Genomic DNA, 22,227 nt, shown 5'->3' with positions numbered 1-22,227 from the left:
TGACTGCCGCTGTCGTTTGGCCTTGTGCCCTGCCTGCGGCGCGTTTGGGTATGGGGGTGTTGGCCGGACTACGCGACTGGTTGTTGGGGATTGCCGGATTTGTGTCGCTTCGCTCCTTGATCCGGCCTACTTTGTTCCTGCTTGCCTGGCGTGGGCGATGTTCTTGCCCGGCTCTTCATTGCGTTATTTTTGGGGGGGCATCCCCGGATTCCGCTGGGGATCCCGACAGCGATGCGAACGTTGCATCTTGAAACGTTCGCGGGCTCTGGGGGATCTGGCTCCGCGGGACTTGGCTCCGCGGGATCTGGGGGAGGGGTGGCTATCCGGCTTCGCGGATGCCTTGGATTCCGATAGACTGTGGTTAGTCATTCCGGATGCTGCCCAGCAGCCCCGGTTTGGATGCCCGTTCGGCCTGTTTTGCGTCGTCGGGGAAGTTTTTGCCGTCAAACTGGGCTCAAAGTTGTGTCCCGGTTGTAAACGACATCGCAAAGACGTCTTGCGCCCGTAGCTCAGCTGGATAGAGCATCGCACTTCTAATGCGGCGGTCGGAGGTTCGAGTCCTCCCGGGCGTATCTTGTCGGATGGCCCTTTTGGCTTTTTTGTCTGAGATTTAATTTTCAGATTCAAAGCCACCGTGACCATCCCTCTGTGGCACCAGTGCACTTGTGGCGTCAGAGCGCCGTGGCATCAGAGCACTGTGATCACCCGAACCACTGAGCGTCAACGAAAAAAACGGACGTGACTTTTGGGTCACGCCCGTTTTGCATTGGTTGAACTAACGATGATTCCGTTGACTAGAACGGGTCTTCAAACGTTTCGCCGTTCGCTTTGGTGCCCATCTTGCCCCAGACGCCGTAAGGGCTGGCCTTGCCGGAGTCGCCCTTGCCGTTGGCCCCTTGGCCAAAAGGAACGATGTTCTGGTCACCAGCGTCTACCGAGTCGGTGATGAACTTAATCGCACCGTCAGCCATCAGGATATGGACGCCACCTTGGTGACGACTGGATGCCGATCCATAGCCAAAGTCGCCGTGGTTACGAAATACGCTGTAACTGTTTGGCGGACGAATGGTGTGGAACTGCGAAAACTGTGGACGTCCGTCTGACCAGCGACGGCCGCGACCGTGGTTTTCTGGGTCATCAAGTCCAGGCGTTGCGTTGCTGGCAACGGTGGAAAGCCACCAACCGGGTCGCAATGGATCCAAGTACTGTTCCCAGTTGTTCGGAGGCAACGCCATGTTGCTGGTGTTGTCCCGATACGGTGTCGTCTTAGCCGATCGTTGCAAATCGTCGACAGCGTTCTCGCCAGCGGCGATCGTGTTGGACAATCCGTCGGTGAAGTCGCGGAACCGTGTGAAGTGACGGTTGCGGAATGCACCCCGACCCCAACGGGAACCAGCTTCGTCACCCCAGGTGCCGTCGCCACTGGAGACACCTTGGTCGTTGATCCCACCGTGGTGCTGTTCGAAGTATGCATCGCCAGCACAGGCAGCGTAGTTCGAAAACGCAACGCGGTTAGGCGCCGAAATCGGTGGATCGCTTGGACAGCGGTAACCAGGAACCTGAGTCAACCAAGGTTGGTAATCTTCGTGCCACGGGTTTGGACCCATGGCTGGAAAGATCGGCTGCCCGGCCTCGGTACGAGTCCGGCCATCACGTTTCAGGTCCAAAGGATTTGAAACTTGTTCCCACAAGCCTTGCTGTTCGATGTACGGCAAAATGCCGACCAACCAGCTAATGCTCATGTAGTTGGAGTGATCGCCGCCGAGTCCCTTGTCTGCCGTTCCGCCACGATTCATGGGCAGCATGTTGTAAGCAGAATGATAGTTATGCAGCGCCAAGCCAATTTGCTTGAAGTTGTTGCTGCAGCTCATTCGGCGTGCGGCTTCACGAGCGGCTTGTACGGCAGGCAACAGAAGCCCCACCAAAACCCCGATGATGGCGATAACCACCAGCAGTTCTACCAACGTGAACCCAGCTCGCGAATGCGAGTTGCCTGTTCGTTTCATTTACAAAGACCTTAAGAATGAGGAAAAGACCGCAATTGCGGGCCCTGGAAGCCCCGGGACCGCAGACATTGCCACTCAGTATGACAATAACTGAACGATAAGGGTAGCAAAATCATCCGTCAATGCAATTGATCTCATTGCTTTTGTGTTTTTACGACGTTTGTGCCTGGAACCAACCCCCCCACGGATGGTGGTCCCGATGGCGGCTTATCCGCCTGTCGAGCACCATTCGCAGCGTAGATATCGCAATTGGGGTGGTCCTGTGCCGGTAGAATTCCGGTCAGCCTACAAGAGGTTTCCAGTCCAACGACGCGGCCATCCGTGGCCGGCAGGTGGACAAAATGTCCATGGTCGTTGACGGTGCAGAGGTTCAGCTAGTTGCCGTACTGCTCTTTTTGCTGTTGCTGCATTTGCTTCATGTAATCGTCTGCAGCAGCTTGTTCGGTCTCAGTTTGAGCTTCCGATTCGTTGAATTCAGGCTCGGTGCCGCCGCCGCCGCAACCAGTGGTGCTGATCAGGCAAAAGCAAAACGCCAAAACGCAGAAAATCGATTTCGTCATAGATAGGTCCTCAGAAAGGTCGCGGGATACTAAGAAAAGTTACCAAATGAAAATGCTCGCTTGAACGCATCTCAATTGAGTGTCCTTGTCTCGCATCTGATCGTCAAGGGTTTCAGCAAAATCTTCGATCCGGTTCAATGGCCTGTCCCGATCGGTCGCCTGGAAAAGTGAATCCGATGGTGGAGAAAGCGCCGGGGAACTCGCTGCACCGCCTAGCGAGAAAACCGGCGGTGGGCGAATTCGCAACACGCCCAAAGGATGGCCAGTGATGAGCGCGACTGCGGCGGTGGCTGTAGTATGATCAACAAGCCTGGTCGCGTTCGTCCGGCTGCTTGGGACCCCCGGCGATTTGCAGACGGTTGAGTTGGTTTGGATGCGCAGGGGGGACCTGCGTTGTTTGTGCGGTGCAGCCGGCCTGCGATGTTGGATCCAGAATGTTCGGTAGGGAGAATCTAAGAGTGACCCGTTGTCGTACGATACATTGCCTTTGGATTGCGTTGGCACTGGTGTGTGTTGGTTGCGGCTCGGAAGATCCGCCATCCGATCCGGTGCGATCGTTGTCGCCCGGAGATGCAACAGTCGATGTCCGCCCGCAGCCTGAAAACTATCGTGTGATCGCTTCCCAGGCGCTAGGCCGCGGAGACCTCGGCAACGCACAAAATTCGATTCGCCAACATTTGCTGCAGCAGCCTGGCGACGCGGTGGCGATCGAATTGGCGGGCGACATCGCGGTTGCGCGAGGCGACATCCAAGAAGCTTCGTCGATGTACCAGTCCGCGGTCGACCTGTCGGATCGCCCATCGCTGGCTCTGCTTCGAAAGCACAGCGAACTGCAGATGAAGTCGAACCGACCGTTCGAGGCGGTGGAAACGCTGCGACGAAGCAGCGAGCTGTACCCGGATGATATTCAAGGTCATTACGATCTGGTCGGGTTATCGGCCATGGTTGGGTTGCCCCAGTTAGCCATCCCATCGTTGAAATGGTTGTTGATGCATGGGCATGGTGATCCGGAATCATTGGCCGTGCTTGCCGACCCGGGCCGTGTCGAACCGGACAGTGAAATGTGTCTGAATTTGATGCAGCGGGAACCGACGGATCGGAGGCCAGAGTTTTGCCTGGCGCAACGGGATGCATCCCAGATGGATTGGCAGGCCGCCGCCGATCGGCTGGGAAAGGTATCCCTGCGCCACCCTGAATTTGTACCGGCGTATGCATGGCTCGGGTTAGCGCTAGCCAGGAGCGGCCGGTACGACGAAATTCCGGATTGGGCAAAGCAGATGCCTGATGGTGCCCCGACGTTCCCCGAATATTGGATTGCTATGGGGTTATGGGCACAGTCCCAGGGGCGATACGAAAGTGCCGCACGCTCGTTCTGGGAGGCCCTCAATCACGACCAGATGCGGTACCCCGAAACGCTGACCTCTTTGTTGGTTTGCCTGAAACAGATGGGGCGCGATAGCGACGCTGAATTGGTCGCCGATCAGATTGTCCGGCAAACCAGTCTTCGTGATGCCTTGGCGATTCATTTCGAACGAAAAAGCAATTCGCAAAAGAGTGCCTTGAAGGTTGCCGAGGCTCTGGTCGCACTGGGAAGGATTTGGGAGGCCGAGGGCTGGGCTAGGTTGGCAACCGTGTTGCCCGATGATCACGTTGATGATTTGCGAGATCGCTATTTGGCCATTCGAAAGGGATTGTCGAAACAGACGCCATGGCAACTGTCCGGATTCGATATCGCCCAACGAATCGATCTAAGCGGTCTGGCGCTGGTCGATCCGACCCCGGGATCCCCCGGTGTTTTGCCTGCCGTCGCGGCCTCGGCGGCCCGGCTGGACAGCACTCCAATCCGATTCGATGACCAGTCCAAGCAACGCGGGCTGAACCACACCTGTGCCATTGCGCCCGATGCACAGCAAGACGGACACTGGATCTACCAGACCGTCGGTGGCGGTGTGGCGGTGATCGATTTTGACTTGGACGGATACCCCGACGTCGCAGCGGCAGTGCTCGATGGGCAACCCTTGGCAACCGATTCATCGCTGAACGGATTGCATCGGAACATCGCGGGACAGTTCGTCGACGTGACCGTTTCAGCCGGATACCTGGATCACGGTTTTGGCCAAGGCATTGCTGTGGGTGACTACAACGACGATGGATTTCCGGATCTGTTCGACGCCAACATCGGTGGCAACCGTCTGTATCGAAACAATGGCGATGGCACGTTCACGGATGTGACAGAACAGGCAAAGTTGAGCGGTGCAAAGTGGACCACGTCGGTTGTGATTGCGGACATCGATAGCGATGGGATCGCAGACCTATTCGAAGTCGCGTATTGCGATGGCGAGTCGCCTTTCCGTGACGGGTGCCACAACGCGCAGGGCATCTCGACTTGTCCACCATTGCATTTCGAGGCTGCGACCGACCGTGTGTGGAAAGGAGTTGGCGATGGGACCTTTGTCGATGTGACGGAGCGCTGGATGGATCAACGCAGCCCGGGACGCGGGTTGGGGATCGTGGCGGGCCAATTGGACGAAACACCCGGACTGGATTTGTACGTTGCCAATGACATGACCGTGAACCACCTGTGGTCGGCGAGCCAGCAATCCGGGCAATTCGAACTGGTCGAAATCGGCGCGATCCGCGGACTTGGGCTGAACGCTAGGTCGCTGTCGCAAGCTTCGATGGGGATGGCGGCAGGCGATCCCGATGGCGACGGTGACATCGACTTTTTTCTGTCCCACTTTGCCGATGATCACAACACATTCTATGAACAAGTGGGCCCCGGTGTTTGGTCCGATCGATCCCATCAAGTCGGGCTTGCCCAGCCATCGATCAAGCTGCTTGGGTTTGGAACGCAGTGGGCAGATTTCAACAACGACGGCGAATTGGAATTGATACTGACCAATGGGCATGTGGACGACGTCGGCCGCGATGACGTTTCGTACTACATGCCCACACAAGTTTTTCATCGCAGCCGAAACGGATCGTGGGACGAAATCGATCGACAGCAATTGGGCCCGTTCTTTGAACGAGACCATCTGGGCCGCGCACTTGCCATTGCGGACATCAACGTTGATGGCAAGGCGGACGCGATCGTGTCGCATCTGTACGAACCGGTTGCGTTGCTTGTCAACGATTCCGACGGCGCGGGAGCATCGGTTACGTTCGAACTGAAATCGACCAGCGGCCAGCGTGATGCGATCGGCGCGGTCGTGCGAGCCAAAGTCGGTGATCGTCAGGTGGCTGGCCAATTGCTTTCCGGGGATGGTTACATGGCCAGCAACCAACGCAGGGTTCGATTCGGGGTGGGGAATCAAACGGTCGTTCGCGACGTGTCGGTGGATTGGGGGCGGGGCAATGTCCAAGAGATTGGGGACCTGCCGACGGGCAAGAATTATGTCCTTGTCGAGGGATTCGACACGGCGTTCCAGACGAGGGAAAGATGACCTACACGATGCGGAATTGGACGATGGGGCCGGGCTGGAAATCGATGGCTTGGATATCGCGAGCTTCGATCAAGCGAGCTTCGGTCAAACAGGCTTCGATCACGCTGGCCTCGGTTACACTGGCCTCGGTCAAACGAGCAGGGGGCATGGTTGGTTCGGTGGTGGTGTTGGCTGTCGTTGGGTGCGGTGGCGGTGATGATGATTCGGCCTACGCCAAGCTGCGCCAGCGTCAGGTCCAGCAGCAGATCGCGGATCGCAACCAAGATTCGTCACCCGCCGCAGTTCTGGAGCGTGCGCAGGCCAGTTTCAGCAAGACGAACTACACCGAAACGCAAGACCTGTTGCGACCGTTGTTGATCGCCGAGCCGTTGGATCTCGGCGCCGTCGTGTTATTTGCAAAGTGCCAAGCGGCTCTTGGTGAGAAGTTGGCAGCGGCACAGTTGCTGGAATCCGTTCCGGTTTCCGAAGTGGAGGTTCGCTGCGAAGCAAATTGGTTGGCCGCCCAGTGGTTGGCCGACGAGGGGAATGTCGAAGCCGCCGAGCAGCGGTTCAACGAGATTCTTAATCTGCAGGGCAGCGTCAAACGGGTTCATCGTCAACTGGCATCGTTGTTGAATCAGCAGGGGCGTCGCGTCGAGGCCGCTGACCATCTGCGGGCTCTGGCCCGAAGCGGCGATGTCACCGAAAAAGAACTGTTCGCAATGAACTGCTATGGGGACGCATTTGGCAATCAGCCGCCGATGCAGGGAACCAACCCAGATCAGTGGTCACCAGGGTTGCTGACTCTTGTCCGGTTCGTGCGATCCGATGGGCACTTGGATCAGGCCCGACGTTTGATCGAAACGTTAGCTCGCAGGTTTCCCGATTCGACAGCAATCATCGCAATGGAAGGCCGAATCTATTCGGATCTGGAAGACGATCGTGCCATCGAAGAATGGACCACGCGATTGCCCGAAGGGATCGAGGTCCAGCCCGAGTACTGGCACGCGTTGGGCATGTGGCTGCAGCGCCGCGACGAACATCCGATGGCAATCCGTTGTTTTGCCGAGGCCGTTGCACGTGATCCCACCGATCGGTTTTCCATGATCGCAATGTCTCGATCGCTGCAGATCCAAGGTCAAGCCGAAACATCGCAGTGCGTGGCAGAGCATTTCGATCGGTTGAACGAAATGGCTGGGATCATGCGAATCATCGGACGCCAGCGAGGATCTCGGTCGGAACTCAATCGCGTTGCGGCGATATTGGATGAACTGGGGCGACCCTGGGAATCGGTCGCGTGGCGTGAAGTCGCACTGCGAACACATGGCAGCACGGACCGCGAACTGCAACGGGTCCAGCAACAGCGATCGGCGCTGGTTGCCGCTGAACCGGGGCCCGCATTCATGTTCGGTGACCCCGTGACGGCAACCGTATGCGGAATTTCATTGGCTGATTGGCCCGCACCGACCAGGGACAAGCTTGTGCGATCTATCCGGGACTCGGCTTCTGGCCGCGACTTGGAATCGCCCGCATCCGCCAACCCCGCGTCCATTCCGCTACAGGACGTAACGGACGAAATCGGGATGGTGTTTCAGTACGACTCGGGCACCGATCCAACCAGCGACCAGCGGTTTCTTCATCAATTGACCGGCGGTGGGATTGGCGTCATCGACTTTGACTTGGACGGACGATCGGATCTGTATCTGACCCAAGGTGGTGGCGATGCGTACGATCCGCATGGTTCGCTTGCGAATGAAATGTTCCGCAACGTGGACGGCGCGGCCGTGAGCGTGTCGGCCATGGCGGGTGTGGGGGATCAGGGGTACGGGCAAGGTGTCGCGGTGGCGGATTTGAACCAAGACGGATTTGCGGACTTGGTCGTCGCGAACATCGGTGTGAATGTGGTCTTGATCAACAACGGCGATGGCACCTTCCGTCGTGGCGAGCGGGAGTCGGCTGCGTTTGGGGAATCTTGGACAACCTCGATCGCCTGTGGAGATCTAGATGGTGACCGATTGCCTGAGATTTTCGAAGTCAATTACATCGACGATCCCAGTGTTCTAACGGCACCCTGTACGCCTGATGAAGATCTGTGCAGCCCATCCAAGTTTCGTCCGGCAGCCGATCGCGTGTATCGCGTGGGCGTCGACGGAAGCGTGGTGGATTGGGATGGGTTCGAGTCTTTGCCCGACAAGCCTAGCTACGGTTTTGCCGCCGTGATTGCGAATTTCGATCGCAAGGAAGGCAACGATTTGTTTGTCGCCAACGATACGCTACAGAACCAATACTGGACCAGCCAGCGAGACGACGAATCCGGTTCCGTCCAGTTGCGAGAAAACGCGGTGCTGCAAGGTTGTGGTTTGGGGCTGCTTGGTCAACGCCAGGGATGCATGGGAGTTGCCCAGGGAGACTTTGATCGCACCGGCACGCTTGATCTGCTGGTCACCAACTTTTGGGATCAAGCGGCCGATCTGTTCCTGTTGGACGCAAGTGGTTTCTTTACCAATTCCAGCGTCAAACTGGGGCTCTACGAAGACACGCGTCAAACCGTGGGGTGGGGCGCACAGTCGGTCGATTTTGATCGCAACGGATGGCTGGACATTGCCATGGTCAACGGTCACCTTGTCGACCACCGGCATCGTGGGAAGCCCTATCAGATGTTGCCCCAGTACTTTGCCGGATCGTCGCGTGGATTTGATTTGTTGGACAAGGATTCGGCTGATCGTCCCTACTGGTCGACGTCGGCACTGGGGCGAACGATGGCGATCGTCGATTGGAATGGCGATCGCCGACCTGACCTGATCGTCAATCATTTGGATCGACCGGCGGCGTTGCTTCAGAACGTGACAGCGACGGGCAACGCGATCCGATTCGAATTGGTGGGATCGACCAGTGAACGAGACGCCATCGGGGCCGAGGTTCAGGTCCGCTGTGGTGATCAGCTATGGTCTGCATGGCAGACCGGAGGGGACGGTTTGCTGTGCAGCAACGAATCGGTGCTGGACGTCGGTCTAGGTCAGGCGGATGCCATCGACGAGGTGACCGTGCGGTGGCCGGCCGGCACAACGGAAACCTATTCTGGGCTCAGCGTGAATCAGCAGTACCTGTTGGTCGAAGGCCATGGAATCGCCCACGTTGTCGAATGATTCCGGTCCACCGCGACTGCGATGATCAATCCAATCGCGGGTACATCTGGTCGTCATTTTCAACGACCAAGTATCGCTGTGCTGGCTTGGGGTTTTGGAAGGTCTGATGATCCCCCGACGGCCAATGGATCTCGATTTGGTCGATCGTCTCGTTGCTGCCAAGCCCAAAGTGAACGATGGGCTGGTTGGTCGACATCAAGCCATCGCCACCGAATTGCCATCCCGTCCATTGCTGATCACCACAGCGGACCTGGACCTCGGCCCCGATGGCGTCGCGTTCACTGGTCGTTCCCACCAGTTCCAGTTGGATCCAGTTTTGGGAATCGGATTCGTTTTCCAGCAGTGCGATGGGCGCATCTAAGTGATTGGCCAGCAGATCCATTTTTCCATCGTGGTTCCAGTCCAGCATCGCCAAGGTTCGTCCCAGCCGATCTTCCTGCCAATAGGGGCCAATCTGTTCGGATGCCAATGCGGTGAAGCGTCCCTGTTGGCCCTGCAACACTTGCGGTTGCATCTTGTACGCAATCGCATCGTCATCGGCGTTGAAAACGTGGCCGTTCAGCACCGCCAAGTCGAGCCATCCATCGTTGTCAAAGTCGGCCGATTGAGTTCCAAAACCCAGGACACCATAGGACGGTTCGACCAACTGATACGCAAGGCATTCATCGGAAAAGTAACCGGACTTTGATTGCATGAACAGGTTGACTGATTCGCGTAAGAAATTGGTTACGTGCAAATCAAGAGTTCCGTCACGATTGAAATCCCCCGCGGCGACTCCCATGCAGGCTTGGCTGTTGCCGCTGCGCCCAGTGCTGCAGCCGCGGACGATGCCGGATTCATGGATCCCAAACCGATCGTTGTCCGCATCCGCCGCCGCGATGCTGGTCCAGTAATGATTCAGGTCACCATCGTTGGCGATAAACATGTCGTTGCCGTCCTTGCGATCGAAGTTCGCGATCACCACGCCAAAGCCAAGTTTCGGATGTTCGGTCATCGATTCGGCGGCCTGCCAGGGATGGAATTGACCGTCCGCTGAAATCTGGTGAACTCGGTCAGCGGCTGCTTGATACTTTTGCGGTTGGCAGGCCAAGTAGTCGTCTTCGCATCGAACGGTGTAGGCCGTGGGGTCGTCGATGTAATTGATCTCGATCAGCTCGGGCAAGTGGTCGCCACTGAGGTCACCCAGTACCAGACACGAAGTCCAGTTATCGACGTTGCTGATGTTGGCAACGAACTGTTCGCGAAAGGTTCCGTCACCTTGATTGATCAGGACCGTATTGGCACCGATATTGGCGATCACCAGGTCTAGGAATCCGTCCTGGTTGATGTCGCCGGCGCACACGCCCTGGCCTAGGCTGCGGTCGCCACTGCCCGACGGTTCGGTCACTTCTTGGAATTTTGCGTCGGGAAGGCAACGAAACAATTGGTTGGCGGCCGACCCGGTGCGGTCATTGGGGGACCCACCGGACTGGACGATATAGACATCGCAGCGTCCGTCCAGGTCGTAGTCCACCGCGGCCAGGCCGCCACCGTTGACTTGATGCGCATAGAAACCGTGCCCGTTGTCGGGGAAGCCGCTTTGGAAGGCTGCTACCAGCCCCACCTTCGACGCGATGTCTTCGAATCGTGACACGCGATCGGTTTGGGCAACCTGGTTCGAATTTGCACCCGTGGGATCCGTTCCAAACTTTGGCATCGGCCAATCGTCCACCTCGAACGACAGCAGGCTTACGAGGCGAGCGTTGTCGATTTTTTGGGCGGTCGCCCCTGGCTGGCTTTCCCATGCCACGATCGATGCGTGGCGTCGATTCAGTTCGGGGATTTGTTGTTGGAAATCGCCGCCCAGCCGAGCGGCTTGCATGAACCATGCGGCGGATTCCCAAGGGCGAACCAGGGTCTGCAACTGTTCGGCAATCCATCCCGCCTGTTCTTGGTCGGCATCTTTCGCGATTCGAAAGATCTTGTCGAGAGTTTCTAGGCGGTTGCGGATCGGCACCGCTTCCTCGTCACGTCCGAGCGAATCCAAGTGCTGGGCGATACCCCGCAGCGAACCGCGGTCGGTTGGGTCGCGGCGCAACGCCTCGCCGAAGGCGCGGATCGCTTCTTCGTGGCGGTTTTCCAGTGATAGGCCCTGGCCAATGGCGTGCCAGTATTCCGGCTGCTGCTCGATTCCCGGCGGCAACGATTGGGCCCATTGGCGCAGGGCATCTTGCCGGCCGGTTTCTGCGATGACGCGTCCTTGGAACGCGGCAACCGCCGTACTGTCTGGGAACTTTTCACGCAGTTGGGTCAACCGATCCAGGACTTCGTTGGATGCCTTGTTGAACTTGACGTACTGTCCCCGGATCCGTCCCAGCGAGAACATGGAAAGTTCTTCGGCATTGGTAAAGTCATCAAAGGAAACCAACAAGAACGGACCTTGCCTATCGATCAGGCTAAGCGTTTCCTCGGGCCGCACGGCACGCAAACGGATCAGTTGGATCACGTGTTCACAGGCCTCCGCTCGCCGGCCTTGAGCGTTGTAAAGTTGGGCCGACAACCGATGCCCTTCGACGTGGTTGGGGCTGAATTGCAATAGCCGCAGCAAGGCCTGTTCGGCACCCGCAAAATCTTTACAGCGCAAGTGTAGATCGAAGGCGCGTACCAACATGTCCGCCGTGATCGTCGGGTCGCTGGCCGCAAGCTTGATCGCCAATTCAGCAGCTTCGCAGAAGTTGCCTAGTCGCGAATCCAGTTCGATCGCCATCAACAATGTGTCGCGGTCGTCCGGGGTCGCGATCAGCAGTCGGCGTACTTCAGCAAGCGCTTCGGCGTCGCGACCCTGCTGGCTGAACCGGTAGGCGGTTTCCAACGACGGCGGGGTTGTTGCCGGTTTGGGATCGTCAAGCGACGGACTTTCCAACGACTGGTCGGGCGATGGGCCACCACGATCACAGCCGACAAAGCCCAACAAGCCCAAAGTGGTCAGCAGGCCCGCGGTGATCCGTACGACCAAGGGCTGCTGATGTGTACGGCGGTGGGGCGTGCGGCAGAATCGGGCGACGCAATCAAGCAGCGGCAGAGACATTCAATTTGCTCTAAATTCAATACGTCAGGCGTTCGGTTTTAACGTGATCCAGCGATCGGTTCGTTTTCGTCCAGCGGGAAAGCTGATCCGGTTCCTTCCACAATCAGGAACGATCCAGCCGAATCGACGGTTCCAAAACTCTCTTTCACACCGCTTGGCCATTGGATCGAAAGCTGGACATGGCTTTGTTCGATGCTGCCCGTTCCAAAGCGAATGCAGCTTTCATTGGAACATTGAAAACCATTGCCCGAAATCAGCCAGCCGGTTTGCGTGGACTGGTCGCTTTTGATCTGCGCAATGGCACCGATGGCGTCGCGGTGCCCTGTGGTTGACCTTAACCATAGACGGATTTGTTTCGAAGGCGTCTGGATTTGCGCCGAAGATGGGGGGGGATCCGAGGATTGGGTTTGATTGATCAGCAGGGCAACGGGTTCAAATAGATGGGTGACGATCAAATCGGTCAGACCATCCCGGTTGGCGTCCAAGGTCGCTGCGGCGCGACCTAGGTGGTTTGTCGAGAAATATTCGCCAATGCTGTCGCCGGGGACCTGCTGCCAATGGTTGTCATCGCGTCGATTGAAAACTTGAGCAGGCTGTCGGTACAGGCGGTCTTCGTGTGTGAAGTCATCGATGTCGCCGTTGGCAACAAATAGTTCCAACGACCCATCGTTATCCGTATCTAGGAACTGCGTGCCGAATCCGAGCATCGGCACCGATGGCGAAGCGAGGTCGACTTGTTTCGACCGATCGGACCAAACTCCATCGACCACTTGTTCGTAAAACGTGTTGTGGTCATCGGAAAAATGCGTCAACAAGAAATCCAGATCGCCGTCATTGTCGGCATCGCCTGTTGCGATCCCCATCGATGCTTGGGAAAGGGATCGTGCGTTCAATGCCAAACCACGCAGGCTGGCCTGTTCCGACCATCCAAACGTTTGCTCTTCGCTGCGGTCACGTGTCCAGAAATGATTGCTAGACATGTCATTGGCAACGTAGGCATCCAGCCCTGGGGTGGAATCGATTTGGCCCACAACGATTCCGAATCCGCGGCCGGGTGTGTGCGGTTGCAGCCATTGATCCGTGGCGTCGACAAACGTGCCGTCACCGACACCACGAAAAACACGATCGTGCTGAGCTTCGAAGACCAGCGGCGAACAGGATCGGTTTTCGCCAAGGTTGGCGTCGAAGCATGGTTGTTCGAAAGGTGCTTGACCGGCGCAGTACCCCACCAAGAAAATGTCTGCGTTTCCGTCGGAGTCAAAGTCAGCGATCGCCGACGATGTTGTCCACAGGTCCGACGGAAATCCGGCTGGTGACTTGACCTGTGAAAATGTGCCGTCACCGTTGTTTCGGTACAGATGGCTGGTGCCGATGCTATTGGCCAAAATGTCGACGAAACCATCGTCGTTGTAGTCGGCCAAACAGACGCCCTGAGAAAATCCACGGTCTCCGCCCCCGGAGTGTTCGGTGACGTCCGCGAATTCACCGTCCAGGTTTCGGAACATCCGATTGGGGCTCGACGTATCGCTGAACGGATCCCCGTCGGACTGGGTCAAGTAGATGTCTGGCCAACCATCGTTGTCGAAATCTGCGGCGCCGACTCCGCCCGCATTGGACTGATAGATCATTAGGCCCGTCTGCGGCTTCGTGCTCGGGTGCAACCGGCAAACGTGATCCAGCCCCCGCTGGACCGCCTGATCAGCGAACCGGGCTGGGGGCCGAAGCGAATCGGTCGCGGTTCGGCTGGTTGGAACATCGCCAAGGGACCAGTCAGGCGTGAAACTTGATGCGGTGGCGACCAATTCAGCCACGACCGAGTCATCGGCGCGCCACGGTGTGTCTCGCGTCAGCTTTGCACGCACTGTTTTGTACAGCGACTGAATCTCGGCACGAGGATTCTGTTGGATAGGAAGCGCTGCTTGCAGCCAGGTGGTGGATTCCCACAATCGCCCCATCTGTTCGAGACGTTGGGCAACCTGGACCGCGGCGGTTTGGGATTGATGGTTCCAACCCAGCAGCGAATCGACATCGGTTCGCAGCGATGCAACTTGACTGGCACGCTTGGCGACATGACGCGATTCTTCATCGCTGCCTTGTTGGGCCAGCACGGCTGCCCAGCGGGTCAGGATTTCACCGTCGTCCGGGGCACGCTTTGCGGCCAGCGCGTACGCTTGGCTCGCCTTTTCAAGATCATTGTTCCGTTGGTAGTGAATCGCCGCTGCGATCCAGTACTGGGGGCTCTGTTGGATTGGGGGGGGTGTGCCACTGGCCCATTGCTCGATCGCGTCGTGGTCTTCCAGTTCGACCAACACGCGGCCATAAAGTGCTTGGGCAGGAACGAATTCGGGGTGCGCGGCGACCACGGGCGCAAGCAGTTCAGCCGCAGCCTGCCATTCCCCGCGATAGGCCGGCATGCACGCCAACGAAAACTGCGGCCGCAAATCTTGGGGGAATTGTTTCAGCGAATATCGGCAGGTGGATTCGACGGTTTGTGGCCGGCTGAGGTCCGAGGCCATGATCAACAGCCCGAGCGTGCCGTGCCCTCGTTGAATCAGCCATCGCAAATGGACGGCCGCGTCACGCTGCAGTCCGAGTGAAGCTTGGACGCTGACCATCTTTCGACGCAAATCGGCGTCGGCGCCGTATTGTGCAATCGCGCGATCCAGGACAGCCATGGTCTCAAATGGCCGGCCAGCGGTCATGAATTGTTGGCCTAATTTGTCAAACAGATTGCGGGACGGCGTGGGGGCCGCGTCCATCGCCTGCTGGTATCTGGAAATCGCCAAGCTGGTGTTCCCCACGGTGGCGGCGGTGTCCCCCGCCGCTTCCAGTTGATCGGCCGGCATCGCCGGTTGGCCTGTTGAATTGCCGAGCGACGATTCGGATCCTCGGGACGATTGGGGGGCGGTGGCTGATTGGCCGTTTGCATCCTCGGAAAGAGGTTGCGACGAGGGTTCACGTTGGCATCCCACCGCGATTGCAACCACGACCGCGAACGGGAATACCAGAACAAATGGATGAACGCGTTTGGATGAAATGGGCAGCAAACTCATTCAGCATCAGGTCACAGAGGGAAGCATCCGAGCGGTCCGGCGCCGGGGGGGTGGGGCAGGCGTCCGGTCGACATGGCTTTACGGAGGGGGGACGAAAGTCAGATCATCTGGGGTTCATTGTCAAGCTTCCGACGCTTGCCATCCATTCAATTTATGCCAGTCGGGGCAATGGCGAGCAACGCCGCTGGCATTTTCTCGCAATCGCTTGCGTGAATGATTCTTGCCGGTTTGGAGGCAGTCATGTCGATCTGCTGGACGCAGGCGCCGTGGATCGGGGGCTTGCAGGTGACTTCTGTGGAGGGGGGGGGCGTTCGTTGGGATTCGATCGGGAGTTGGTTTGGGGGCCTGCGGTTCGTGGTTGTGCCAACGAATACGCTGTTTTCTCTGGCGAGCTGCGTTTTTGCTGTCCGCCAATGATCTTGGGCGATTCGAGTGGGGGAAAACGCCAGTATTTCGTCGCGCTCTTGCTGAAAAACGGCCGCTCCTGTACGTTCTTCGCTCTCATGGTCGGCCCATTTTGCTTTGGGCGACTTTTCACTCACCAGCCGTCGCTGATGGGACGAAGGGCGAAGAGCGTTTGGACCAGTCTTCTGGCCGCTCGATGCCCTGGAAATAGGACCCGGAAATTGTTTCTGTGGGTCACTATTTCTCGTAGCCCGTGATGGCAAGAACATTGAAGGAAATTGATAGTGGCAAATCCGATCGTCCAAGAAATGATTGAAGCTGGCGTCCACTTCGGACACCGCACCAGTCTGTGGAACCCAAAGATGGCTCCGTACATCTTTGGTCGTAAGAACCAGATCCACATCATGGACATCCGCGAAACACTTCGCGGCATGCTTCGTGCCAAAAAATATCTTAGCCAAGTGGCTGCCGGTGGCAGCCTGATCCTGTTCGTCGGTACCAAGCGTCAAGCTGGTGAAGCCGTCGAAGAGCAAGCATTGCGTTGCGGAATGCCTTTCGTCAGCGAACGCTGGCTTGGTGGAACGCTGACCAACTTCCGAACCATTCGCAGCCGATTGACCCGGTTGGAAGAATTGGAAGAACTGCGCGGCAGCGATCGCATCAACGATTACAGCAAGAAAATGCAGTCGTCGCTGAACCGCGAGTACCGCAAAATGTACCGTAACCTGAACGGTCTTCGTTCGATGAACCGCTTGCCAGAGTGCTTGTTCATCGTTGACCCAGGCAAGGAACGCAATGCGGTTCGTGAAGCCAAACGATTGGGCATCCCTACCGTTGCCCTGATCGATACCGACAGCGATCCTTCGCAAATCGACTTGCCGATTCCAGGCAACGACGACGGTATCCGCAGCGTTGAATTGATCATGAAGCAGTTGGCTGATGCGGTTAACGCCGGCAAGGGCCAACTGGCGATGAACAAGTCCGACGGTGCTCCTGCAGCCGCAGCTGCTGAACCTGTCGCCGAACAAACTTCGGCCAGCTAGGTCGTCGTTCGTCGACGCGATGCCGACCGGTATCATGGGGACCAGAGAATTCTGTGTCCCGGTGGCCGGGGAATTCGGCCGCCATCGAACCCGGACCGTTTGACCTTGCCGTCAGCGGTCCGAAAAGCGAACCAGTGGCCGCTAGCCCAGCCGGGTTTTCAGTGGCCGCGAGGTCTTCGGGAGCTTTCCGATCACGATCGCTTCGGATCCAACAAAACAGCAGAACCGAGACGGCCGTTGCCGTGTCTTTGGCCTAGCAGGCCAGGTTTCTTGCGGACAGCCCGAGTCGCTTGTCCGCCGGCCTTTCGAATCGCGAAAGGCCACACCGAATTGATGATTCTTTAAGTACGTCAGACAAGAAGTAGGAAGAAGAGAAGAATGGCAATTTCCGCAAAAGATGTCAGCGAACTGCGACGATCGACCGGCGCGGGCATGATGGACTGTAAAAAGGCCCTGCAGGAATCCGGTGGCGATCTTGAAGGTGCCTTGGATTACTTGCGCAAAAAAGGCCAGAAGGTCGCTGCCAAGCGTGCCGACCGTGACGCCAACGAAGGCGTCGTGGTTGCACTTAGCGAAGGCAACAAAGCGATGTTGTTGGCGCTCAGCTGCGAAACCGACTTCGTCGCCAAGAACGAAGGCTTCATCGAACTGACCAACCAAATTGCAAAGTTGGCCTTCGATAACAATTGCACCACCAAAGAAGAAGTTGCCGCACTGCCATTCGAAGGAGCCACTGTTGGCGAACGATTGGTTTTGGAAACCGGCAAGATCGGTGAAAAGATCGAAGTCGCCGACGTCCAAGTCGTCGAAGGCGAAAACATCGCTTCGTACATCCACGCCGGCAGCAAGATCGGTGTTTTGGTTAGCTACAAGGACGGTGGTCACGCCGAAGCACCACAGTTCTTCCGTAGCGTTGCCATGCACATCGCGGCCATGAAGCCATCGATCCTGCATCCTGACGAATTCGACGAAGAATTGGTCACCAAGGAAACCGAAGCTCTGCAGGCTCAAATTCGTGCCGAGAACGAAATCAACGAGCGCGAAAATCTGGGCAAGCCACAGAAGAACGTGCCTCAGTACGCCAGCCGTCGTCAGCTGACTGCCGAAGTCATGGCAGCCATCGAAGCCACGATCAAGGACGAATTGAAGGCCGAAGGCAAACCCGAGAAAATTTGGGACAAGATCGTTCCCGGAAAGGTCGATCGATTCATCTCGGACAACACTCTGCTGGACCAAGAACGTTGCTTGTTGAGCCAGTTCTTCGCCCTGGACGATACCAAGACCGTCGAAACGGCGATCAAGGATCTGAGCGATTCGGCCGAAGTGGTCGAGTTCAAGCGAGTTGCGGTCAGCTAGTCTGATCCCCCCTGATACAGCGGTTCATAAAACCTCGTCGACCCCCATCGGTTCGGCGAGGTTTTTTCGTTTATGATGATGGTTGATGCACCCAGTGCGTGCGACGCCCGATCGTTGCTTCTGCCCCACCCGTTCCTCGATTCACACGACCAGCGATTTTCCTATGACCCAAGACGCCGATGGCCAGACCGAAGTTTCACCCAGCAGCGATCTGCGTTACCGGCGCGTTATTTTGAAGCTCAGTGGCGAAAGTTTGGCTGATTCGGGCGGTCGAGGAATCAGCGGCGAAGAGTCCGGCGAAATCGCTCGACAGATCAAAGCGGCGCATCAATCGGGATGCCAAATTGCGATCGTGATCGGCGGCGGCAACATCCTTCGCGGTGCACAATTCTCGGGCCGCAACGCGATGGTCCAAGAAGCGACCGCGCATTACATGGGCATGCTGGCCACGGTCATCAATTCCCTGTCGATGCAAGACGCGCTGGAATCGATCGGGCTGCAGACACGCGTGATGTCGGCCGTTCCGATGGAGAAGATCGCCGAAACATTCATTCGACGCCGAGCGATCCAGCATCTGGAAAAGGGACGCGTCGTCATCTTGGCGGCCGGAATTGGCAACCCCTTCGTGACAACCGATACCGCCGCGGCTCAGCGGGCCCTGGAACTCGATGCCGACGTTGTCTTGAAAGCGACTCGCGTCGATGGCGTTTATAGCGACGACCCCGAAAAGAATCCGCACGCCGTCCTATACGAATCGTTGACCTATGGTGAAGTCATCGCCAAAAACCTCAAGGTGATGGATGCCACCGCGATCGCGCTGTGCAATGAACACGCCAAGCCGATCCTGGTATTCAACTTCAAGAAAGATGGGAACATCGTCAAAGCAATCCAGGGCGAAACGGTCGGAACCTGGATCGGTACGACGAAGCTTCCCCCCCATGGATAATGATTCAAATCACGACGTGTGTTCGCGCCGACGTCGGTGTCGGATACCGTTTTGCCGCTCGCTGTTGATCTACACTTTTTAATCCTACCTCCAAATCTTCTTCCACGAAAAGGATCTTCCTATGGCCACCGCTGACGACACCCTGATGGACGCCGAAGAACGCATGGAAAAGGCGATCTCGGTTCTGCAACACAATTTGTCCGGTATCCGCACCGGTCGGGCGACGCCAGGCTTGGTCGATTCGATCAAGGTCGACGTTTACGGTTCATCCACACCGTTGAAGCAGCTTGCTTCGATCGGTACCCCCGAACCGCAACAGATCGTGATCCGACCCTACGACGCGTCGACGATCAAGGAAATCGAAAAGGCGATTGTGGCCAGCGATATTGGTCTGAACCCGCAAAACGATGGCCGCCTGATCCGTCTGAACGTTCCCGCATTGTCGACCGAAGTGCGTAAGAAGATGGTCAGCCGTATCAAAGAGTTGACCGAAGAATCGAAGATCGCGATTCGAAACATCCGTCGCGATGCGAACAAAGCCGTCGATACCGCCGAAAAAGACAAAGTGATCGGCGAAGACGAACGCGACACGATCAAGGATTCTGTGCAAGAGCTGACGAAAAAGTACGAGGCTCAGGCGGGTGAATTGGCCAAGGGCCGCGAAGCCGAAGTCACCGAAGCCTAGTCCGTTGGGATTCTTCGCCGGCCGATTTTTGGACCGATGATTGCTAGAACATTGCGAACGTCGCCAAGGACAGATGTCTTTGGCGACGTTTTTGTTGCGCTGGTGGTGCCGAAGGGGCCGGCTATGCAAGCAATCGATGGAACGAATTCGGGTGGTCGCCGTCCGGGATGATCGCTAAAAGAAACTTGTGCCTCTCGCGAGGCCGGTTTTCTACAGCGAATCATGGATGATCAGGTCTGATGAAGAATTTTGGACGCGTACTCAAAATCGCCTCGCGGCGTCGCTGGTCGCTGCTAGGAATTTTGATCACTTCGTTGATCATCGCCGTGCTGTGGGGGACCAATATCGGAGCGATCTACCCGTTGGTGGAAGTCGTTTTCGAAGGTCAGTCGTTCCCCGAGTACACCGAAAAGACGATCACGGAAACCGATCAGCGGGTGGCCGACCTGGATTCGCGAATCGCGGCGTTGCAGGATCAAGTGGCGGACGCGACAGACGACGAAAAGAGTCGTTTGCAGGTCGAACTGGAAACCGCTCAGGTGAAGCGGACGGCCGCCACAGACGGGATCTATTATCTGCGGAAGCTGCAGCCGACGATCGACAAGTACGCCCCTGATTCGGCGTACGCGACACTGTTGGTGGTGATGGGGTTCCTGGTGGTCGGTACGGCCCTGAAGCTGACTGCGCTGGCCATCAACCTGCTATTGGTCCAGTTCGTGGCCGAAAAGACATCGATCGAGATTCGTCGGCAATTTTTCCGCAAGGCTTTGCACTTGGACTTGGATTCGTTCGGCGAAAATGGATCCTCTGACTTGACCGCTCGCTTGACCAACGACATTTCGCACGTCACCGCCGGGCTAGGTGTGCTGCTAGGTCGGCTGATTCGCGAGCCGTTGAAGATGGCCGTCTGTTTCGGTGGTGCCATGATGGTTTGCCCACGGCTGTTGCTGATGGTGATGGTGGTGACACCCATCATTGGCATCGTGATGAATTACCTGAGCAAGGCGATCCGTCGAGCCAGCCGAAAACTGATGGAAGAAATGAGCCAGTTGTACGGCATGTTGAACGATTCGTTCGCAGGCATCCGAGTGGTCAAGGCATTCACGACCCAGGGATTCGAAAGAGCCAAGTTCAACGCCGCGACCGAGTCGTTGTATCGCAAGTCAATGAAGATGTCGTTCTACAACACCTTGGCTCGCAGCAGCAGTGAACTGCTTGGGATCTGTACGGTATCGCTAGCGATCTTGGCGGGTGGCTATTTGGTGGTCAACCAAAAAACGCACCTGTTGGGCATTCGCATGAGCACCGATCCACTGACTGTGGGGCAAATCCTGACGTTCTTTGCGTTGTTGATCGGTGCGTCGGACCCGGCCAAAAAGCTAAGCGATGTATGGAGTGGGCTGCAGCGTGGCATCGCTGCAACGGATCGCGTCTTTGCCGTGATCGACAAACAGGTTCGCGTGCAAGAGCCGGCCGTCGCTCGTGAAGTGGCTCGTCCGCACTCCCGCATCACCTTCAGTGACGTTGCATTTCAGTACCCCTCTGGACCAACCGTTTTGCGAGGCATTGATCTGACGATTCGCCATGGCGAAACCATTGCAGTGGTGGGACCCAACGGCAGCGGCAAAAGCACGTTGGTCAATTTGTTATGCCGATTCGACGATCCCCAATCAGGGTCGGTGTCGATGGACGGTGTTCCACTTCGCGAGATGCGGACGCGTGACCTGCGAAAACGAATTGCATTGGTGACCCAGCGTACGGTTTTGTTTGACGACACGATCGAAAACAACATTCGATACGGATCGCCTGGCGCCGATGCACACGCGGTAGTCCGGGCGGCAAAGATGGCGTTCGCGGATGATTTCATTCATCGCAAAACGCCCGACGGCTACCAAACTAAATTGGGTTGCGGCGGGATGCGATTGTCGGGCGGCCAGATGCAACGGATCGCTTTGGCGCGGGCATTCTTGCGAGACCCGGATCTGCTGATCCTGGACGAAGCGACCAGCCAGATTGACTTGGAATCCGAACAGCTGATTCACCAAGCGTTGGCCAAGTTCCTGGTTGATCGAACCGGGGTGATGATCACTCACCGACCGACCAGTTTGGCGATGGCCGACCGCATCGTCGTCATTGAGGCAGGCCGCGTGGCCGATTCAGGGCACCACGCGCATCTGTTGGAACGCAACCGGTTCTATCAAAGCCTGTGCGGAGCTGACTTTCAAAAGGCCGCCTAGGCCTGGCCTGAACTGTCCGTGGTGATGCGTTCTTCCTGTGGCTGGCGCCTAACTGGGGTGTCGCGATTCGCTTCGGCCTGAATTCGCTCGATTCGATGCATGCGATTGGATGCATGCGATTGGATGCCTACGGGCGCTGGGTGGGGGCACAATCGTTGCATTCCGGGCAATCCACCATCCGGGGTGTTCCCGCTAGGTGAGGGTTTCTACCCCGCTGTTTGCGGGGCAGGTGTCGCTGGACTAGCATCAGCAACTGGCATCATCGTATCTGCATCTATTGACGAATCGTCACAGGCTATCC

Annotated in this window: 13 protein-coding genes and 1 tRNA gene; 8 read left to right on the top strand and 6 right to left on the bottom strand. The window is 57.2% G+C overall.

The window, feature by feature from the left end; genetic code table 11:
• The first annotated feature begins 498 nt into the window (after positions 1–498).
• Positions 499–572, top strand: a tRNA-Arg gene (locus K227x_RS20185).
• 222 nt (positions 573–794) lie between these two features.
• Here K227x_RS20185 and K227x_RS20180 read toward each other — a convergent pair.
• Entirely contained in the window at positions 795–2,006 is a 1,212-nt protein-coding gene (locus K227x_RS20180; RefSeq protein ID WP_145172347.1) for a DUF1559 domain-containing protein, read from the bottom strand.
• 374 nt (positions 2,007–2,380) lie between these two features.
• The gene (locus K227x_RS20175; protein ID WP_145172345.1) at positions 2,381–2,566 is read right to left on the bottom strand and encodes a hypothetical protein; all 186 of its coding nucleotides are present in this window, start codon (positions 2,564–2,566) and stop codon (positions 2,381–2,383) included.
• 458 nt (positions 2,567–3,024) lie between these two features.
• Between K227x_RS20175 and K227x_RS20170 the strand changes: the two genes are divergently transcribed.
• Positions 3,025–6,009 (top strand): FG-GAP-like repeat-containing protein, encoded by a 2,985-nt coding sequence (locus tag K227x_RS20170; RefSeq protein WP_218933403.1) that lies wholly within the window; start codon positions 3,025–3,027, stop codon positions 6,007–6,009.
• A gap of 1 nt (position 6,010) precedes the next feature.
• Here the strand turns inward: K227x_RS20170 and K227x_RS30730 are convergent, their stop codons facing one another.
• Positions 6,011–6,157: a hypothetical protein gene (locus K227x_RS30730; RefSeq protein ID WP_218933402.1), complete on the bottom strand. Its 147-nt coding sequence runs from the start codon at positions 6,155–6,157 to the stop codon at positions 6,011–6,013.
• Here K227x_RS30730 and K227x_RS20165 point away from each other — a divergent pair.
• Positions 6,156–9,134 (top strand): FG-GAP-like repeat-containing protein, encoded by a 2,979-nt coding sequence (locus K227x_RS20165; RefSeq protein ID WP_218933401.1) that lies wholly within the window; start codon positions 6,156–6,158, stop codon positions 9,132–9,134. The genes K227x_RS30730 and K227x_RS20165 overlap by 2 nt on opposite strands.
• Before the next feature lie 25 nt (positions 9,135–9,159).
• Here K227x_RS20165 and K227x_RS20160 read toward each other — a convergent pair whose 3' ends face one another.
• The 3 genes from K227x_RS20160 to K227x_RS30725 all read right to left on the bottom strand — a co-directional run bounded on the left by K227x_RS20160 (position 9,160) and on the right by K227x_RS30725 (position 15,796).
• Positions 9,160–12,201: an FG-GAP-like repeat-containing protein gene (locus tag K227x_RS20160; protein ID WP_145172340.1), complete on the bottom strand. Its 3,042-nt coding sequence runs from the start codon at positions 12,199–12,201 to the stop codon at positions 9,160–9,162.
• Between the two features lie 38 nt (positions 12,202–12,239).
• On the bottom strand, positions 12,240–15,254 hold the full coding sequence (locus K227x_RS20155; protein ID WP_145172338.1) for an FG-GAP-like repeat-containing protein: 3,015 nt from the start codon (positions 15,252–15,254) through the stop codon (positions 12,240–12,242).
• 146 nt (positions 15,255–15,400) lie between these two features.
• A complete protein-coding gene (locus K227x_RS30725) occupies positions 15,401–15,796 on the bottom strand; it encodes a hypothetical protein (protein WP_218933400.1) in 396 nt (131 codons plus the stop codon).
• A 147-nt stretch (positions 15,797–15,943) separates the two neighbouring features.
• On the opposite strand from K227x_RS30725, the gene rpsB reads away from it, so the two are divergent.
• From rpsB to K227x_RS20130, 5 genes are all read left to right on the top strand, one after another.
• A complete protein-coding gene (gene rpsB, locus K227x_RS20150; protein ID WP_145172336.1) occupies positions 15,944–16,702 on the top strand; it encodes a 30S ribosomal protein S2 in 759 nt (252 codons plus the stop codon).
• A 378-nt stretch (positions 16,703–17,080) separates the two neighbouring features.
• Positions 17,081–18,058, top strand: a complete 978-nt coding sequence (gene tsf, locus K227x_RS20145) for a translation elongation factor Ts (protein WP_145172334.1) — start codon at positions 17,081–17,083, stop codon at positions 18,056–18,058.
• A gap of 163 nt (positions 18,059–18,221) precedes the next feature.
• Positions 18,222–19,004, top strand: coding sequence for a UMP kinase (pyrH, locus tag K227x_RS20140; protein WP_218933399.1), 783 nt, complete (start codon positions 18,222–18,224; stop codon positions 19,002–19,004).
• A gap of 145 nt (positions 19,005–19,149) precedes the next feature.
• Positions 19,150–19,689 (top strand): ribosome recycling factor, encoded by a 540-nt coding sequence (gene frr / locus K227x_RS20135; protein WP_145178176.1) that lies wholly within the window; start codon positions 19,150–19,152, stop codon positions 19,687–19,689.
• Positions 19,690–19,928: 239 nt separating this feature from the next.
• A complete protein-coding gene (locus tag K227x_RS20130; RefSeq protein ID WP_145172330.1) occupies positions 19,929–21,926 on the top strand; it encodes an ABC transporter ATP-binding protein in 1,998 nt (665 codons plus the stop codon).
• Positions 21,927–22,227 lie beyond the last annotated feature (301 nt).

Origin of the sequence: Rubripirellula lacrimiformis, from assembly GCF_007741535.1 — a bacterium.
Taxonomy (GTDB): domain Bacteria; phylum Planctomycetota; class Planctomycetia; order Pirellulales; family Pirellulaceae; genus Rubripirellula; species Rubripirellula lacrimiformis.
Note: the sequence above shows the minus strand (reverse complement) of the source record. Positions and strands in the feature narration are given on the sequence as shown.

Coding starts and splice junctions, on each gene's coding strand:
- K227x_RS20180 (WP_145172347.1), bottom strand. CDS start 2,006: ATGAAACGAACAGGCAACTCGCATTCGCGAGCTGGGTTCACGTTGGTA.
- K227x_RS20175 (WP_145172345.1), bottom strand. CDS start 2,566: ATGACGAAATCGATTTTCTGCGTTTTGGCGTTTTGCTTTTGCCTGATC.
- K227x_RS20165 (WP_218933401.1), top strand. CDS start 6,156: ATGGTTGGTTCGGTGGTGGTGTTGGCTGTCGTTGGGTGCGGTGGCGGT.
- K227x_RS30730 (WP_218933402.1), bottom strand. CDS start 6,157: ATGCCCCCTGCTCGTTTGACCGAGGCCAGTGTAACCGAGGCCAGCGTG.
- K227x_RS20160 (WP_145172340.1), bottom strand. CDS start 12,201: ATGTCTCTGCCGCTGCTTGATTGCGTCGCCCGATTCTGCCGCACGCCC.
- K227x_RS20155 (WP_145172338.1), bottom strand. CDS start 15,254: ATGAGTTTGCTGCCCATTTCATCCAAACGCGTTCATCCATTTGTTCTG.
- tsf (WP_145172334.1), top strand. CDS start 17,081: ATGGCAATTTCCGCAAAAGATGTCAGCGAACTGCGACGATCGACCGGC.
- pyrH (WP_218933399.1), top strand. CDS start 18,222: ATGACCCAAGACGCCGATGGCCAGACCGAAGTTTCACCCAGCAGCGAT.
- frr (WP_145178176.1), top strand. CDS start 19,150: ATGGACGCCGAAGAACGCATGGAAAAGGCGATCTCGGTTCTGCAACAC.
- K227x_RS20130 (WP_145172330.1), top strand. CDS start 19,929: ATGAAGAATTTTGGACGCGTACTCAAAATCGCCTCGCGGCGTCGCTGG.